Here is a 16,093-nt window from a genome sequence, read left to right as displayed (position 1 = left end):
TAACGCGGGCGGTAGGGGGCGGACCGGCTCAGCCCCGGCCGTCCAGGCAGCGCGTCAGCCAGTCCGACGCCTCGGTGAACGCGGCGTCGGTCACCTGCGGCCGGACGCTCGCGCTCACCTCGTCGGCCCGCGGGTACGAGCCGAGGAACCGCACCTCGCGGCAGACCCGCTTGAGGCCCATCAGCACCTCGCCCACCCGGCGGTCGGTGACGTGCCCCTCGCAGTCGACCGAGAAGCAGTAGCGGCCGATGCCCTCGCCGGTCGGCCGGGACTCGATCCGCATCATGTTCACGCCGCGGACCGCGTACTCCTGGAGCAGCTCCAGCAGCGCACCGGGGTGGTCGGAGGCCAGCCACAGCACGACTGAGGTCTTGTCCGCGCCGGTGGGCGCCGCGGGCCGGGCCGGGCGGCCGACCAGGACGAAGCGGGTGGCGGCGTTCTGCGCGTCGTGGATGTCGGTGACCAGCGGCGTCAGCCCGTACGTCGCGGCCGCGAACTCGCCGGCGAACGCGCCGTCGTAGCGGCCCTCCTGCACCAGCCGCGCGCCGTCGGCGTTGGAGGCCGCCGACTCCCAGACCGCGTCCGGGAGTTGGGCCGCCAGCCACCGGCGGACCTGGGGCTGGGCGACCGGGTGCCCGGTCACCGTCTTCACGTCGGTCAGCTCGGTGCCCGGGCGCACCAGGAGGGCGAAGGCGATCGGCAGCAGCACCTCGCGGTAGATCATCAGCGGTTCGCCGGAGGCCAGTTCGTCGAGGGTGGTGGTCACCCCGCCCTCGACGGAGTTCTCGATCGGCACCAGCGCGGCGGCGGCCTCGCCGGCGCGCACCGCGTCCAGCGCGGCCGGGACCGACACCATCGGCACCAGTTCCCGGGTCGCCGCCTCGGGGAGGGTGCGCAGCGCCGCCTCCGTGAAGGTGCCCGCGGGACCGAGATAGGTATAGCGACTGGCCGACATGGAAGTGGACTCCCTCATGTGCCTGCGGGAGCGCCCCGCCGTCTTCCGCCCTGTCCTGTCACGATACCGAGCCGACGGGGGGCCGGCGGACGCGTCCCACGAAGCGGTCAGCCCTCCAGCAGCGACTGGGCCACGTAGTCGCCCTCCGGCGGGGCCGGCGGCACCGCGTACAGGCCGCTGGCCTCGTGCCGCAGGAACGGCGAGAGCGCGTCGCCGCGGTCCAGCTTCCGCTGGATCTGGGTGAAGGCGCGCAGCGGGTCGGCCTGCCAGCAGACGAAGAGCAGCCCGGCGTCCGGGGCGCCGTCGTCGCGGAAGCCGTCGTGGAAGGAGAACGGGCGGCGCAGCATCGCCGAGCCCTGGTTGGCCTCGGGGGCGGCGATCCGGGCGTGCGCGTTGGCGGGGATCACCGGCAGCCCGTCGGAGCCGGTGGCGTCCAGCTTCATCGGGGTGGTCTCGGTGCCGCCGGTCAGCGGGGCGCCGTTGTCCTTGCGCCGGCCTATGACCCGCTCCTGCTCGGTGCGGGAGCGCTTCTCCCAGTCGTCCAGCAGCATCCGGATGCGGCGCACCACCGCGTACGAACCGCCACGCATCCACTCCTGTTGGGTCTCCGCGCCGACGAAGATCCGCCGGTCGAAGTCCGGTTGGGACGGCTTGGGGTTGTTGGTGCCGTCGATCTGGCCCATGAGGTTGCGGGCGGTCATCGGGTGCGCGGTGGCGCCCGGGGTGCGGTTGAAGCCGTTCATCTGCCACCGGAGCCGGGCGGTGTCCGCCGCCTCCTTCTGGAGCGCGCGCAGCGCGTGGAAGGCGACCAGCGCGTCGTCGGCGCCGATCTGGACCCACAGGTCGCCGTCGCTGCGCTTGGGGTCGAGGGCGTCGGCGGAGAAGTTCGGCAGCGGGTCGAGTTGGACCGGGCGGCGCCCGGTCAGGCCGGTCCGGTCGAAGAAACTGTGGCCCAGGCCGAAGGTGACGGTCAGCGAGGACGGGCCGGCGTCCAGCGCCACATCGGTGTCGGCGGCCGGGGTGCGCCCGGCCATCAACTCCTGCGCGGTGCGCGTCCAGCGGCGCAGCAGCGCGGCGGCCTCCTTGCGGCCGGCGCCGGGCGCCAGGTCGAAGGCGACGAGATGGCCGCGGGCCTGGAGCGGAGTGGTGATGCCCGCCTGCTGCCTGGCGCCCGAGGCCCGGAACGGCACCGCGGTCGCCCCGATCGTGGTCAGCGCCTGCGGGGCATCGCCCGCGGCCCGCGCGGCCGAGACGCCGAGGGCGCCGCCGGCCCCGCCGAGGACCAGCCCGGTCGCGCCGGCCGCGCCGACGGTCCCCAGGAGGCGGCGGCGGGACAGCTCCACGGTGGCGCCGTCCGCGGAGGATGGCCCGTCAGGGGTGCGGGCGTCGTCCTGCGGGGTGTCCTTGACGTCCTGCTGCTTGCTCATCAGTTGATTGTCACGTTTCTGGTCTCGGTCACCTGGTCGATGTCGGAGGTCCGGACGAGCAGCGAGAGCTCCCACCGCCCGGGGACCGGGAGTTGGACGCCGCTGGCGGTCCAGTGGCCGGTCCCGCTGTGCCGGAGCGCGACCGGGAGCGGCCCCAGCTTCTTGGCGGCGAGCGTGAAGGAGACCTTCACCTCGGGCACGTCCCGGACCTTCCCCGACGGGTCGGCGATCCGCAGCCGCAGCTCGTTGCCGCCGCCGCTGTGCCCGGGGTCGAGGTCGAGGCGGGCGGTGCCCTTGCCGCCCGGGCCGCCGGTGTCGAACGGGACGGTCAGCACCCGCGGTTGGTTGGCGTCGGGGGACTGCCCGGCCCGGGCGGCCTGCACGGCCTCCTCGGTGCGGGCCGGCTCGGTGGTGGTCAGGGCGGTGGTCACCCCGAGCAGTAGCACCGCGATGGTGGCCTCGGCCAGGACGGAGCGGCGCAGCCCGTGCCGCACCGGGTCGGCGTCCCGGACCCGCTTCTTGCGGGCGGTGGCCAACGCGTCCCGTTGGCGGGCCAGTTGGGCGGCGCGCACCGGGTCGAGGGCGGCGCCGTCGGAGTCTCCGGAAGCGGCGCCGCCGGCGGGGACGGTGGCGGGCTCGGGCGCCGGTTCCGCGGAGTCCGCCGCCTGCGCCGGGTCGGTCTGCCCGGCCGTGTCCGCCAGGCGCCCCGTCCACCGTCGGGACAGCCCCGCGACGGCCACCATGACCACCACCAACCCCACCTTGACCAGTAGCAACTGCCCGTAGGAGGTGTCGACCAGCGCGCGCCAGGTGCCGACCTGCCGCCAGGACTGGTAGATGCCGGTGGCGACCAGCGCCAGGACGGAGCCGAAGGCGAGCCGGGAGAACCGGCGGACGGCGGCCCGCTCGATCGCCGGGCCCCAGTAGAGGGACACCAGCAGGGCCGCCAGCCCGCCGAGCCAGGCGGCGACCGCGAGCAGGTGCAGCACGTCGACGGGCATCGCCACGAAGGGCTGGAGCCCGGTCGAGGCGTGCTCGGCGATCGCCCAGGTGGTGGCGAGGCCGACGGCGACCACCGCCCCGCCGATGCCGAGCCCCAAGGTCAGGTCCGCGCGCCGCTCGGCGCCGTCCTCGGCGCCGCCGGAGTCATCGGAACCGGCGGGCCCGTCGGAGCCGTTGGGCCGCTCCGGCCCGTCGGCGGCCGGCGCGTGCGCCTTGGCGTACGCGCCGAAGAGCACCGCCACGAACAGCGCCGCCGCGGCGAGCAGCAGCAGCCGGCAGAGCAGCGCCGCGCCCGGCTTGGTCAGCAGCGCCCCCTGGAGGCCGCCGAGATCGAGGACGTCGGCCAGCTTCCCGGACCCGGTGTACGGGGCGCGCAGCAACAGCAGCGCCAGCGTGGCGCCGGTCAGCAGCGCCCACCCCCAGGCGACCAGCCGCTGCACCGACCGCACCCGGGAGGCGGCCGGCCGGCAGGCCAGCACGAACGCCGAGCCGCCGACCAGCAGCACGAAACCGGCGTAGGAGAGGTAGCGGCCGACCTGGTAGAGCGCGCCCACCAGGCCGCCGCCGACCTGCTCTTGGGGAACGGCGGCGGCGGTCTTGGACGGCGCCCCGATGGAGAAGGTGAAGGCGCCGGAGACCGGGTGGCTGTCCGCCGAGATCGCCTGCCAGGCGACGGTGTACGTCCCGTTGGGCAGCCCCGGCGGCAGCCCGGCCCCGTACTTGACGGTGCTGCCGCTGCACAGGTCGCGCAGCTTGCCGCGGTCCACCCGCTTGCCCTGCGGATTCAGCACGCGCAGCGAGTCGTTGCCCATCGCCACGCCCTCGGAGAAGGTGAGCGCGACCTGCTCGGGGGCGTGTGCCACCACCGCTCCCGGCGCGGGGTCGCTGCCGGTCAGCGCGGCGTGCGCGCTGGCCGGGGCGACGCCCGCGACCAGTGCGCAGAACAGCGTCGCCACGACGACCAGCAGCCGCCGCGGTCGGAAGCCGGTGAGGGCCATGGTGCGCGCTCCCCTTCCCGTTGGCATGAGTGTCCGTCTCCTTCACTGGGGCCGCCGTCCGGCCCGCTGCGTCACGGCGTCCGCGGCGGTGCCGCGGCCGTCACTTCCCCGGTCGGTAGTCGGCCGGCTTCACCGGCACCTCGACCTTCACCGGGGAGGCGGTGGCGAAGTGCAGTTCGATGGTGACCTTCTGACCGGCGGTGGGCTTGTGCGTCAGGCCCATGAACATCACGTGGTTGCCGCCGGAGCTGAGCTTGAGCTCCCCGTTGGCCGGCACCGGCAGGGAGTTGACGTGCTCCATCTTGTTGCCGTCGGTCGTGTGGAGGCTGATGTCCTTGGACAGGTCGCTGGTGACCGAGGTCAGTTTGTCGGCGGTGCCGCCGTCGTTCTTGACCACGAAGTAGGCGCCGGCCATCTGGTCGGTGACCGGCTGCGGCATGTACGCGCCGCTGACCGAGAGCCTCGGGGCGCTGTCCTTGCCGCCGCAGCCCGCGAGGGCGAGGCCGGTGGTGAGGACGAGCGCGGAGGCCATGGCTATCCGGCGGCTGACGGGGGCGAGGGGGGTGGTGCGGCGGGTCACGGGTTCTGTCCCTTAATGATCTGAGGAAGTGCGGTGGTGTAGTTGTCGGCGGTGGCTTCCTGCATGCCCATCCAGTGGATCTTGTCGTCCTTGGGCGAGCTGAGCAGGACCTGGGCGCCGTGGGTGGAGACCACGTCGCCGTTCTTCTTCTTGACCGGCGCCTCGATGCCGATGTTCACGCTGCGGGCGGCCTGTTGGATCTTGTTGAACGGGCCGGTGAGCCCGATGAAGTCCTTGTTGATGCCGCCGAGCCACTTCTTGAGCTGGGCCGGGGTGTCCCGCTCGGGGTCGGAGGTCACGAAGACCACCCGCAGGTCGTTCCGCTCGGCCTGCGGCAACTGCTTCACGGCCACCGCGATGTTGGCCATCGTCGTCGGGCAGACGTCCGGGCAGTTGGTGTAGCCGAAGTAGATCAGGGTCGGGTGGCCCTTGGTCTTCTCCAGCAGGTCGTAGGACGCGCCCTCGGAGTCGGTGAGGGTGAGGTCCGGCTTCTCCATCGGGCTGTCGAGGGTGACGATCGGCTTGGCGGCCGTCCCCCCGGAGACGTCGGCGGCGGGCTTGTCGGCGTCGCCGTTGCCGCAGGCGGTCAGGGTGAGACCGAGGGCGGCGGCCGCGCCGAGCGCGGACACCAGCAGTTTTCTTCTACGCATGACGGATATGTCCCGTTGTATCGGTTGCTTGGGGCCGGTTCGTGTCAAGAGTCTTCTCGTATCGGGGTGTTCGTGCCGAAGGGTGCCGGACCGGCGCGGGGGCGCCGGTCCGGCCGCGGTGCGCGGCGTGCGGGTCAGGCGTTGCGGCGCCGGCCGGCGAGCACGCCGAAGGCGACGCCGACGATGCCCACGACGATCCCGCCGACGGCCAGCACGCGGGCCGTGGTGTCGCTGGTGGACGTCGGGGCGGCCGCGGTGTTGCCCTTGGTGCCGTTCTTGCCGTCAGCCTGGTCGCCGTCCTGGGCGTCGGCCGCGGTGAGCTTGAGCACCGGAGCCGGGTTCTCCGGTTCCGGGCCGCCCGGCTTGGTCGGCTCGATCCAGCGCACGACCTCCTTGTCGGAGTACGTCTGGAGGGCCTTGAAGGCGATCTGGTCGGCGTCGGTCGGCAGTTGGCCCACGGAGAGCGGGAACTGCTGGAACTGGCCGGGCTCGATGCCCTTGCCGTCCGCGGTCCAAGTGATCTTCGAGGGCGCCTCGTTGATCTTCTCGCCCTCCATCTCGACCGGCTTGGGCAGCTTGGACTTGGTGACCTCGACCGTCCAGCCCGGCACCGGCTGCGGCATGACGGAGGCCAGCGGGTGGTCGGTCGGCAGGGCGACCTCGACCTTCACGGTCGAGGCGTTGTCGCGCTCGTTGGGCACCTTGATGTCGACGGTGGCGAAGCCGCCCTTGGGGGCGGTGCCGGGCTGCACGGTGACGTGCGCGAAGGCCGGACCGGCCAACAGCAGCACGCTGCCGGCCGCGATCCCGCCGACGACGGGCAGCCGGCGGGCCAGCCGCCGCGCCGAGGACGCCGAAGCCGGCGCCGCGCTGCCCGAAAACGCTGACATACCGGACTTCTTGGTCATGCTGAAACGCTCCATGAAACGCTCCATGAGGAGAGGGAAAACGACGGATGACGGGTGGGCGGGGCCCGGCCCGGCGCGCGACGGCAACGCCCGCGCGCACGCGTCGATTCCCGGGAGTCCTCCGGGAGCGTGGGGTGCGGGGCGTCAGGCCGCGAGGGCCAGGTGACCGTTGGCCGGCGGCCCGCGCCGTACGACGCTGTGGTGCAGCGCAGGATCCCGCGGCACGGGCGCGTCCTCGTAGGCCGAGGGGGCGCGCCGCCCCTGCTCCCGCGCCGCGCCGAGGGCCGCGAGCAGGACGTGGACCAGCGCGAGCGACCGGCGCACCACGCCGATCAGCGCCCGCGCCGCGACCTCGTGCGCCGTCGGGGCGGACAGCCGCACCAGCCGCCACAGCGCGGCCTCGCCCCGCCGCAGCAGCCAGCCGAGGCCGAGCGCGGCGAGCAGGTGCCCGAGCACCATGGGGACCGACGGCGCCAGGCAGTGCGCCATCATCGGGACGCCGGCACCGCTCGTCGCGTGCCCACCGGCCCCGGCCAGCCCGGTCTCCTTGGCCATCGCCAGCCCGCCGGGGCCGAGCAGTTGGCGCGCCCCGCCGCTGTCGAGGTCGACGCCGCCCAGCCCGCACGTCAGGTGCCGGGCCAGCGCCACCGCCGCCTCGTCGGAGAGGCCGGCGGCCTGCCCGGAGGAGGCCGACGCCGGGTGCTGGCCCAGTGCGAACAGCGAGTGCAGCGCCATCTGTCCGAGCGCCAGCGCGGCCGCGATCCCCGGCAGCGAGCGCTCCCGGCCGGCCAACGGGGCCGCCACCGCGAACACCGCGACCGCGGCGAGCCCCAGCGTCCACAGCGGAACGGCGGCCAACGAGGCGGCCATGTGCCCGGCCGCGGACAGCGTCACACAGACCGCGGTGAACACCGCGGCCCGTAGCAGCCGCAGATCGGCGGCCGCGCGCGCTGTGGGGACGGCAGGGGCACTCATGGCGGGCGCCATCATCCCACTGACCCGATGCGTGGCCTACGGCAGGGTTTCGCCGTGTCTCGCGCGAGGGCTTCACGGGGGCGCCCGCCAGGGGCGTCCGGGATCCCTGGCCGGGCGCGCGGTGGCGCGCACCCGGCACCCCGCCTACACCCGTGCGCTCACTTTCCGCATCCGCCGAATGAGCGGTATCACGTTCCCGAGAGGCTTACGGACCTTGCGGCGAGGCAATACGTATCGGTATGTCGAGCCGTGGCCAGGAGGCAGGAGCGATGAGCATCTGGTGGTCCCTCCATCTGCGGCGTGAGCCCGCGAGCGTGCCGCTCGCCCGACGCCTGCTGCTGGGTGCGATGGAGACCGCCGGCGTCGACCCCGACATCTGTTACGACCTCTCGGTCGCCCTCTCCGAAGCCTGTGCCAACGCCGTCGAGCACGGCGGTGACGCCACCGACGACTACCGCGTCACCGCCTATCTCGACGGCGACACCTGCCGCATCGAGGTCACCGACTCCGGCCCCGGCTTCCGCCGCCCCGCCCCGCCGCATACCGCCGCGGACCGGTCGTCGTTGCCGACGCCGGCCCCCGTCCCCACCCCCGCGCAGGCCCCCGGATACGCCGAGGACGGCCGGGGGCTCTTTTTGATCGAGGCGCTCACCGACCACGTCCAGTACCGCAACCGCACCGGCCGGCGCGGTGCGGTGGTCAGCTTCGACAAGATCCTCAAGTGGCGCGAGGGCGCGCCGCTTCCGATGGCGTCCTGAGCGGAGGCCCTCGCCCCGCTCGTCAGTGGTGGCGGTTGAAGACGAGCACGAGGGTCGCGACCACGATGGCCAGGATGATGACCGCGAAGGCGATCTTCCAGGGGCTGTAGGGACGGTCGCCGGTCACCTCACCGGTCTCGGCGTTGACCATGACCTGCCACTGCTTGCCGTTGTAGACGTACGAGGCGAACCACACGGGCAGCATCAGGAGCTTGTAGGTCACCGCCGCGTAGTCGGTGTTGATCTCGTGCACCCGCTGCCGGTCGCCGCCGATGTCCCGCTTGACGTCCTTCTCGATGACCTCGGCCATCTTCTGCTGGGCGGTCTGGAAACCGGCCTCCGGCTCCACCTCGTACCGCAGGGTCCGAAAGCCCGCCAGGTACTCCTCCTGGTACGCCACCGCCTGCTTGAGCGGCCAGGGTTCCAGGGCCTGGAGGCGCTCGGCCGGGATGTTCCCGACGCCGGGGACGAGGACGTCGTCGAAGACGCGCTGGACCGAGCCGTTGACGCGGTACCAGCGGACCTTGGTCTCCTTGGTGTCCCCGCTGCCGACGGTGTACTCCTCGCCGCGCTGGCCGCGGTACGTGGAGGAGGTCTCGGCGTCGTACGTCCAGTGCGGCACGTAGGTGCCGTGCAGGGTCTCGGCCGCGCTGACCTTCTTGAGGTTGTTCGGCGCGAACCAGCGGGAGCGGGCCCACGTGCGCAGGTTGTCGTGCACCTCCCGCTTCGCCACCCGGAACGGCACCAGGCCCTCGGGCGCGATGCGGTCGCCGGCGGCCGACGCGACCAGGGGCGTGGAGCAGAACTGGCAGCGGCCGGAGAGCGCGGTGGTCTCGTTGACCGCGCCGCAGCCGGGGCACTTCAGGGCCTGCCCGCCGGGCTCCAGCGGCTTGGGCGGCAGGCCCGCCAGCTCCTCCCAGGCGTGCTCCCGCACCTCGCGGTTGACGGGGGCGATGGGCTGCTCGAAGCGGCAGTTGGGGCAGCGCAGGGCGCTGGTGCCGGGGGCGTACTCGGTGGTGGAGCCGCAGCTCGGGCAGGCGTAGGTCCGCGGCTGCTGCTGCCCGTCGGGCTGCTGGGGCTGGGGCGGCGCGGGCGGTTGCTGGTACGGCTGTTGTTGCGGCGGCGGCTGCTGTTGGTAGGGCTGCGGGGGCTGTTGTTGGTACGGCTGTTGCTGGTACGGCGGTTGGGGAGCCTGCGGCGGGTACGGCTGCTGCGGTGCCTGCTGCGGGTAGGGCTGTTGGTACGGCTGCGGCGGCTGTTGCTGCTGCTGGTACGGCGGTTGGGGTGGGTACGGCTGCTGTGGCTGCTGTGGCTGGTAGGGCTGATAGCTCATGGGTCACGGCCTCCTGGCGGTGGTCACGCCTGCGGCGGCAGCGGGGGCGGGGTGGCGCGGAAGTGCTGGGCGAGCTCCGGCACGTTCTCCACCGGCTGCCATGAGGCCATGCCCTCCCGCCAGGCGAGCATGCCCGGCCGGATCGCGCCCGAGCCGATGTGCCCGGTGAACGTCGCGTGGTCGTAGGGGCCTTGCTGCTGCCCGTCCACGGCCACGTACCACTGGTGCTGCTGACCGGGCAGCGGCGGCGGAACGGCCGCGCCACCGGGGGTCGGTGCGGCCGGCGGCTGCTGGCCCTGCGGCTGGTGCTGCTGGGGCGCGAACGCCTGCGCCATCTGCTGGCCGGCGGCCATGCCGAGCCCCAGGCCGATGCCCTCGCCGGCGCCGCCGGGGTTGTTCGCCGCGTCCCGGATCGCGTCCGCGGCCTGGAGGCGCGCGTAGTTGTCGACGTTCCCGATGATGCCCATCCGGCTGCGGGCGTCGATGGCCTGCTCGACCTCGGGCGGCAGCGAGATGTTCTCGATGATGAACTTCGGGATGGACAGGCCGTGCGTGGTGGCCAGTTCGTCGGTCAGCGCCTTGGCCAGCCGGTCGCCGAGTTCGCCCTGGCGCGCGGAGAGGTCGAGCATCGGGATGCCCGAGCTGGCCAGGAGCGTGCCCAGCCGCCCCACGATCAGCTGCCGGAGGAACTCCTCGACCTCCTCGGTGCGGAACTGCGGGTCGGTGCCGGCGAGTTCGGTGATCAGCTTGGCGGGGTCGGAGACCCGCGCCGCGTAGCCGCCGAAGGCCCGCAGCCGCACCATGCCGAACTCCGGGTCCCGGACCGTGACCGGGTTCTGGGTGCCCCACTTCAGGTCCGTGAACTGCCGGGTGGTGACGAAGTAGACCTCTGCCTTGAACGGCGAGTGGAAGCCGTACTTCCAGCCCTGGAGGGTCGCCAGGATCGGCAGGTTCCCCGTCTGGAGCTCGTACATGCCCGGTGCGAAGACGTCGGCGATCCGGCCCTGGTTGACGAAGACGGCGGCCTGCGACTCGCGCACGATGAGCTTGGCGCCCATCTTGATCTCGTTCTCGTAGCGCGGGAAGCGCCAGACGATCGTGTCCCGACTGTCGTCGGTCCACTCGATGATGTCGATGAATTCGCCGCGTACGCGGTCCATGAAGCCCACGACAGGTCCCCCAGTTCGCTCCGCCCGCCCCGGCCGGGCCGTTGCCGGCGGCGACGGGGACGGAGTCCGTCCGCTCAGATGTCCCGCTCATAGTAGAAGCCGGGCCTGGGAACGGGGGGTGGCGGCTCCTGGTGGCCGGTGCCCGGACGGTCCTTGTTGCGGCACCGGCACATCGGATACGTTCCCGTATCGGTTTGATACGGACATGGACGCGACAAGGCTGTCGGCCGGTGCGCGGGCGGCCGCCGCGGAACCGCAGAGGAGCTCTCATGAGTGAGGACGCCGACGTCATCGTCGTCGGGGCCGGACTGGCCGGACTGGTCGCCACCCACGAACTCACCCGCGCGGGACGGCGGGTGATCGTCGTCGACCAGGAGAGCGGGGCCAACCTCGGTGGCCAGGCGTTCTGGTCGCTGGGCGGGCTGTTCCTGGTGGACAGCCCCGAGCAGCGGCGGGCCGGCATCAAGGACTCGCCCGAACTGGCGCTGTCCGACTGGCTGGACTCGGCCGGCTTCGACCGCGAGCGGGAGGACCACTGGCCGCGGCAGTGGGCGCAGGCGTACGTGGACTTCGCCGCCGGTGAGAAGCGCCGCTACCTCCACGACCTGGGGCTGCGGCTGACCCCCACCGTCGGCTGGGCCGAGCGCGGCGCCGGCGCCGCGCGTGGGCACGGCAACTCCGTGCCCCGCTTCCACCTCACTTGGGGCACCGGCCCCGAGGTCGTCCGGGTCTTCGCCGAGCCGGTGCGGGCCGCGGCCGAGCGCGGGCTGGTGCAGTTCCGACACCGGCACCGGGTCGACGAGTTGATCGTGGAGGACGGGGCGGCGGTCGGGGTGCGCGGCACCACGCTGGTGCCGTCGGACCTGCCGCGCGGCGTGGCCTCCTCGCGCGAGGCCGAGGGCGAGTTCACGCTCCGCGCGCAGGCGGTGGTGGTGACCTCCGGCGGCATCGGCGGCAACCACGAACTGGTGCGCAAGAACTGGCCGGTTGACCGGGTGGGCCCGGCCCCCACGTCGATGATCACCGGCGTGCCCGCCTACGTGGACGGGCGGATGCTCCAGATCGCCGAACGGGCCGGCGGCTCGCTGGTCAACCGCGACCGGATGTGGCACTACACGGAGGGCATCAAGAACTGGGACCCGATCTGGCCCGACCACGCGATCCGGATCATCCCCGGCCCGTCCTCGCTGTGGCTGGACGCCACCGGACGGCGGCTGCCCGCGCCGCTCTTCCCCGGCCACGACACCCTCGGCACCCTGCGCCACATCGTGCACACCGGCCACGACCACACCTGGTTCCTGCTCACCCGCTCCATCGTGGAGAAGGAGTTCGCGCTCTCCGGCTCCGAGCAGAACCCGGACATCACGGGCAAGGACCTCAAACTCGCCCTGGCGCGGGTGAAGAAGGGTGCGCCCGGCCCGATCCAGGCGTTCCTGGATCGCGGGGAGGACTTCGTCGTCCGGCGCACCCTGCGCGAACTGGTCGCCGGGATGAACGCCCTGGAGCCGTCAACTCCCCTGGATTACGCGCAGGTCGAGCGGGAGGTGCTGGCCCGGGACCGGGCGGTGGCCCACCCCTACTCCAAGGACCTCCAGTTGATGGCGGTGCGCAACGCGCGGGAGTACTGGCCGGACAAGCTCACCCGGGTCGCCAAACCGCACCGGCTGCTCGACCCGGCGCACGGCCCGTTGATCGCGGTCCGGCTGCACGTGCTGACCCGTAAGACGCTGGGCGGGTTGGAGACCACCTTGGAGTCGCAGGTGGTCCGGCCGGACGGGGCGCCCTTCGACGGGCTCTACGCGGCCGGTGAGGTGGCCGGCTTCGGCGGCGGCGGGGTGCACGGCTACAACGCGCTGGAGGGCACCTTCCTGGGCGGCTGCATCTTCTCGGGCCGGGCGGCGGGCCGGGCGCTGGCCCGGAGGCTGGCGTGAGCGGCCGCGCGGCCGGCGACGGGGGCGGGCGCACCGCGCTGGTGACCGGGGCGTCCTCCGGCATCGGCGCCGCGGTGGCGGCGGCGCTGGTCGCCCGCGGCCACCGCGTCCTGGGGACCAGCCGCGACCCGGGGGCCGTCGCGGCGCCGCTGCCCGGCGTCCACTACCTCCCGCTCGACCTCGCCGACGAGGCGTCCATCGAGGCGTGCGCGGCCGCCGCGGGCCCGGTCGACGTGCTGGTCAACAACGCCGGCGAGAGCCAGAGCGGCCCCTTCGAGGAGCTCCCGATGGCCGCCGTCCGCCGCCTGTTCCAGCTCAACGTCCTCGGCGCCGTCCGCCTCACCCAACTCCTGCTGCCCGGAATGCGGGAGCGCGGCCACGGCCGGGTGGTGATGGTCGGCTCCATGCTGGCCAGCTTCCCGCTCGCCTACCGCTCCTCCTACGTCGCCTCCAAGGCCGCGCTCAAGGGCTTCGCGGACGCCGCCCGGCGCGAACTGGCGCCCCACGGCGTGGCGTTGACCACCGTCGAACCGGGCTCGATCGCCACCGGCATCAGCGCCCGGCGCACCGACTACCTCGCCGACGGCTCGCCGTTCGCGGACGGCTACCGCACGATGCGGGCCGCCCTCGACGCCAACGAGGCGCGCGGCACCGCCCCGGAGCGCGTCGCCGCCACCGTCCTCAAGGCGATCGAGGCGCCCCGCCCCCGGCCGCACTACGCGGTCGGCAGCAACGCCCCCGCGGTCTTCCTGCTGCGGCGGCTGCTGCCCGATGCGGCGGTGGAACGGATGGTGGCCCGCCGGCACGGGCTGCGCTGAGCGCGCCGCCCCGCCCGCCGTCGGGCCGGGCCGGACCGGGCGACTCCGGGGGCGGGAAACCGGGAACGAGCAAGTCGGGACACGCACAAGTCCCGGGAAAATGACGGGAATTCGCCGCTGCGGAGAGGCGGCCTGCGCGGTCTCGCGGGAGGAGGACCTCCCCCGCGGTGTCCCCTGTCCCGGCGAGACCAGCGCGGCACCAGGATTAACGCGAAGTTGCTCGCGTTAGTCCGTGTTGGACAATACTTGGCCAGAACCCGCACTGCAATCCGTACTACGACCCGCAACGGAGCCGCCGTGACGACCGCGCATCAGGCCCCGGGCGAGAGCCGCCCCGGGGGGCGTACGGCCCGCACCCGCCGCGCCGTACTGGCCGCCGTCTCCGAGGAGTTGGCCGAGGGCGGCTTCGCCCGGCTCACCATGGAGCGGTTGGCCCAGCGCTCCGGGGTCCACCTCGCGACGCTCTACCGACGCTGGCGCAGCGTGGACAAGCTGGTCTGCGAGCTGCTGGTCGAGGTGAGCCACGAGGTGCCGCTGCCGGACACCGGCGGCCTCCAAGGCGATCTGCGGGCGCTGGCCCACGCGATAGGGCGGTTCTACGGGGCGGTCCGGACCCGTTGCCTGATCGAGGCGATGGTCGCCGCGGCGGCCCGCGACCCCCAGGCGGCGGAGGCGCTGCGGAGCTTCTTCGACGAACGGCTGGGGCTGGCCGGGGCGATGGTCCGGCGCGGCGTCGAGCGCGGCGAACTGCCCGCGGACACCGACCCCAAGGCGGTGATGGCGGCGCTCGGCGCGCCCTTCTACTACCGGATCCTGATCGCCCGCGGCGCGGTGGATCCGGCCCTCGCCGAGTCGACCGCCACCGCCGTCTGGGCCGCGGCCCGCGCGGGCGCGTACGCCACCGCCGGGGGCGGCGAAGGCGCCACCGGCGAAGGGGACTTGAGCGACAACGACGACGGCGCGCCGGGGCGGACGGTCTGAGCCGCCCGCCCCGGCGCGCCGTGTTGGTCGCGCGCGGGGCTCACTTGCCGAGCAGGTCCGCCATCCACGCCTCGACCTCGTCCGACCGGCGCGGCAGCGCCGTCGACAGATTGCGGTTGCCGTCCTCGGTCACCAGGATGTCGTCCTCGATCCGGATGCCGATGCCGCGGTACTCCTCGGGCACGGTCAGGTCGTCCGCCTGGAAGTACAGGCCGGGCTCGACGGTCAGCACCATGCCGGGCTCCAGCGTGCCGTTGACGTAGCTCTCGGTGCGGGCCGCGGCGCAGTCGTGGACGTCCAGGCCGAGCATGTGGCCGGTGCCGTGCAGGGTCCAGCGGCGCTGGAGGCCCAGCTCCAGGACCCGCTCGACCGGGCCCTCCACCAGGCCCCACTCCACCAGCTTCTCGGCGAGCACCCGCTGGGCCGCGTCGTGGAAGTCGCGGAAGGAGGCGCCCGGCTTCACCGCCGCGATGCCGGCCTCCTGGGCCTCGTAGACCGCGTCGTAGATCTTGCGCTGGAGGTCGGTGTAGCGGCCGTTGATCGGCAGGGTGCGGGTGACGTCCGCGGTGTAGAGGGTGATGGTCTCCACGCCCGCGTCCAGCAGCAGCAGCTCGCCGGAGCGGACCGCGCCGTCGTTGCGGACCCAGTGCAGGGTGGTGGCGTGCGGCCCGGCGGCGCAGATGGAGCCGTAGCCGACGTCGTTGCCCTCGACCCGGGCGCGCAGGAAGAAGGTGCCCTCGATGTAGCGCTCGCTGGTCGCCTCGGCCTTGTCCAGGACCTTGACGACGTCCGCGAAGCCGCGCGCGGTTGCGTCCACGGCCTTCTGGAGCTCGCCGATCTCGAACGCGTCCTTCACCAGCCGGGCCTCGGAGAGGTACACCCGCAGCTCTTCGTCCCGCTCCGCGGTGACCTTGTCGTGCAGCGCCTGCTCCAGCGGGGCGTCGTACCCGCGGACCACCCGGACCGGGCCGGTGGCCTCCCTGAGCTGCTCGGGCAGCTCGCGGACGTCCTTGCAGGCGATGCCGAGCAGCGCCGCGGCCTCGTCGAGGCTGTGCCGGCGGCCGACCCACAGCTCGCCCATGCCGTTGAGCCAGAACTCGCCGTTCTCGCGGTTGGAGCGCGGCAGGCGGTAGAGCGTCTCCTCGTGGCCCTCGGCGCCGTCGGCGCGCGGCTCCAGGACGAGGACGCTGCCGTCGGTCTGGTCGCCGGTGAGGTAGACGTACTCGGTCGCGGCGCGGAAGGCGTACTCGGTGTCGTTGGCGCGGGTCTTGAGCAGGCCCGCGGGGATCACCAGGCGCTCGCCGGGGAAGCGCGCGGAGAGCGCGGCGCGGCGGTCGGCGGCGTGCCCGGCCTGCGCGATCGGCGCGAGGTCGTGCAGCTCGGTGTCGGCCCAGCCGCTCTTCATGTTCTCCGCGAGCTCGTCCGAGACGCCCGGGTACAGGCCGTTCTTGCGCTGCTTGATCGGCTGCTCTTCCTCGTCCGGGGTCTCCGGAGTGAGCTCGTCGGTCACCATGCCTCCTTTTAAGGCGTTTAAGACTGAACCGGATTCCATCGTAAGTGTGAGCGGAAAACGGTCCAGGGGCCGGAAGCCATGAGCTGTCGTGCGCC

General features: G+C 73.2%; 14 protein-coding genes. 4 read left to right on the top strand and 10 right to left on the bottom strand.

Annotated elements, in window-relative coordinates; genetic code table 11:
* Positions 1–28 precede the first annotated feature (28 nt).
* The 7 genes from pheA to PV796_RS19370 form a co-directional block, all read right to left on the bottom strand.
* The gene (pheA, locus tag PV796_RS19400; protein ID WP_274914558.1) at positions 29–955 is read right to left on the bottom strand and encodes a prephenate dehydratase; all 927 of its coding nucleotides are present in this window, start codon (positions 953–955) and stop codon (positions 29–31) included.
* Between the two features lie 107 nt (positions 956–1,062).
* Positions 1,063–2,382 carry an iron uptake transporter deferrochelatase/peroxidase subunit gene (efeB, locus tag PV796_RS19395; protein WP_274914557.1) on the bottom strand — a complete coding sequence of 440 codons (1,320 nt, stop codon included), beginning with the start codon at positions 2,380–2,382 and terminating at the stop codon, positions 1,063–1,065.
* Positions 2,382–4,382 (bottom strand): copper resistance CopC/CopD family protein, encoded by a 2,001-nt coding sequence (locus PV796_RS19390; RefSeq protein ID WP_274919130.1) that lies wholly within the window; start codon positions 4,380–4,382, stop codon positions 2,382–2,384. The genes efeB and PV796_RS19390 overlap by 1 nt, the downstream gene beginning before the upstream one ends.
* 100 nt (positions 4,383–4,482) lie before the next feature.
* Entirely contained in the window at positions 4,483–4,914 is a 432-nt protein-coding gene (locus PV796_RS19385; protein WP_274919129.1) for a copper chaperone PCu(A)C, read from the bottom strand.
* Positions 4,915–4,958: 44 nt separating this feature from the next.
* Positions 4,959–5,612: an SCO family protein gene (locus PV796_RS19380; protein WP_274914556.1), complete on the bottom strand. Its 654-nt coding sequence runs from the start codon at positions 5,610–5,612 to the stop codon at positions 4,959–4,961.
* A gap of 134 nt (positions 5,613–5,746) precedes the next feature.
* Entirely contained in the window at positions 5,747–6,520 is a 774-nt protein-coding gene (locus tag PV796_RS19375; protein ID WP_446750692.1) for a YcnI family copper-binding membrane protein, read from the bottom strand.
* Positions 6,521–6,664: 144 nt separating this feature from the next.
* Positions 6,665–7,495 (bottom strand): hypothetical protein, encoded by an 831-nt coding sequence (locus PV796_RS19370; RefSeq protein WP_274914555.1) that lies wholly within the window; start codon positions 7,493–7,495, stop codon positions 6,665–6,667.
* A gap of 269 nt (positions 7,496–7,764) precedes the next feature.
* Between PV796_RS19370 and PV796_RS19365 the strand changes: the two genes are divergently transcribed.
* Complete coding sequence (locus PV796_RS19365) at positions 7,765–8,253, top strand: ATP-binding protein (RefSeq protein WP_274914554.1); 489 nt, start codon at positions 7,765–7,767, stop codon at positions 8,251–8,253.
* A gap of 22 nt (positions 8,254–8,275) precedes the next feature.
* Here the strand turns inward: PV796_RS19365 and PV796_RS19360 are convergent, their stop codons facing one another.
* On the bottom strand, positions 8,276–9,586 hold the full coding sequence (locus tag PV796_RS19360) for a hypothetical protein (RefSeq protein ID WP_274914553.1): 1,311 nt from the start codon (positions 9,584–9,586) through the stop codon (positions 8,276–8,278).
* 23 nt (positions 9,587–9,609) lie between these two features.
* Positions 9,610–10,746, bottom strand: a complete 1,137-nt coding sequence (locus PV796_RS19355) for an SPFH domain-containing protein (RefSeq protein WP_274914552.1) — start codon at positions 10,744–10,746, stop codon at positions 9,610–9,612.
* Between the two features lie 278 nt (positions 10,747–11,024).
* Here PV796_RS19355 and PV796_RS19350 point away from each other — a divergent pair, with 278 nt between their 5' ends.
* The 3 genes from PV796_RS19350 (at position 11,025) to PV796_RS19340 (ending at position 14,485) form a co-directional block, all read left to right on the top strand.
* Positions 11,025–12,686, top strand: a complete 1,662-nt coding sequence (locus PV796_RS19350; protein WP_274914551.1) for an FAD-binding dehydrogenase — start codon at positions 11,025–11,027, stop codon at positions 12,684–12,686.
* Positions 12,683–13,504, top strand: coding sequence for an SDR family oxidoreductase (locus tag PV796_RS19345; RefSeq protein ID WP_274914550.1), 822 nt, complete (start codon positions 12,683–12,685; stop codon positions 13,502–13,504). Before PV796_RS19350 ends, PV796_RS19345 begins: the two co-directional genes overlap by 4 nt.
* 297 nt (positions 13,505–13,801) lie before the next feature.
* Complete coding sequence (locus PV796_RS19340; protein WP_274914549.1) at positions 13,802–14,485, top strand: TetR/AcrR family transcriptional regulator; 684 nt, start codon at positions 13,802–13,804, stop codon at positions 14,483–14,485.
* 40 nt (positions 14,486–14,525) lie between these two features.
* On the opposite strand, the gene PV796_RS19335 is transcribed toward PV796_RS19340, so the two are convergent.
* Complete coding sequence (locus PV796_RS19335; protein WP_274919126.1) at positions 14,526–15,995, bottom strand: aminopeptidase P family protein; 1,470 nt, start codon at positions 15,993–15,995, stop codon at positions 14,526–14,528.
* Positions 15,996–16,093 lie beyond the last annotated feature (98 nt).

Origin of the sequence: Streptomyces sp. WZ-12 (assembly GCF_028898845.1) — a bacterium.
In the GTDB taxonomy this organism is placed as follows: domain Bacteria; phylum Actinomycetota; class Actinomycetes; order Streptomycetales; family Streptomycetaceae; genus Streptomyces.
The sequence above is the reverse complement of the archived record's forward strand: the minus strand, read 5'-3'. Positions and strand labels throughout refer to the sequence as shown.

What these genes read in the sequence shown, in the direction of transcription:
- PV796_RS19365 (WP_274914554.1), top strand. Translation starts at nt 7,765, where the DNA reads ATGAGCATCTGGTGGTCCCTCCATCTGCGGCGTGAGCCCGCGAGCGTG.
- efeB (WP_274914557.1), bottom strand. Translation starts at nt 2,382, where the DNA reads ATGAGCAAGCAGCAGGACGTCAAGGACACCCCGCAGGACGACGCCCGC.
- pheA (WP_274914558.1), bottom strand. Translation starts at nt 955, where the DNA reads ATGTCGGCCAGTCGCTATACCTATCTCGGTCCCGCGGGCACCTTCACG.
- PV796_RS19370 (WP_274914555.1), bottom strand. Translation starts at nt 7,495, where the DNA reads ATGAGTGCCCCTGCCGTCCCCACAGCGCGCGCGGCCGCCGATCTGCGG.
- PV796_RS19350 (WP_274914551.1), top strand. Translation starts at nt 11,025, where the DNA reads ATGAGTGAGGACGCCGACGTCATCGTCGTCGGGGCCGGACTGGCCGGA.
- PV796_RS19355 (WP_274914552.1), bottom strand. Translation starts at nt 10,746, where the DNA reads ATGGACCGCGTACGCGGCGAATTCATCGACATCATCGAGTGGACCGAC.
- PV796_RS19380 (WP_274914556.1), bottom strand. Translation starts at nt 5,612, where the DNA reads ATGCGTAGAAGAAAACTGCTGGTGTCCGCGCTCGGCGCGGCCGCCGCC.
- PV796_RS19390 (WP_274919130.1), bottom strand. Translation starts at nt 4,382, where the DNA reads ATGGCCCTCACCGGCTTCCGACCGCGGCGGCTGCTGGTCGTCGTGGCG.
- PV796_RS19360 (WP_274914553.1), bottom strand. Translation starts at nt 9,586, where the DNA reads ATGAGCTATCAGCCCTACCAGCCACAGCAGCCACAGCAGCCGTACCCA.
- PV796_RS19375 (WP_446750692.1), bottom strand. Translation starts at nt 6,520, where the DNA reads ATGACCAAGAAGTCCGGTATGTCAGCGTTTTCGGGCAGCGCGGCGCCG.
- PV796_RS19385 (WP_274919129.1), bottom strand. Translation starts at nt 4,914, where the DNA reads ATGGCCTCCGCGCTCGTCCTCACCACCGGCCTCGCCCTCGCGGGCTGC.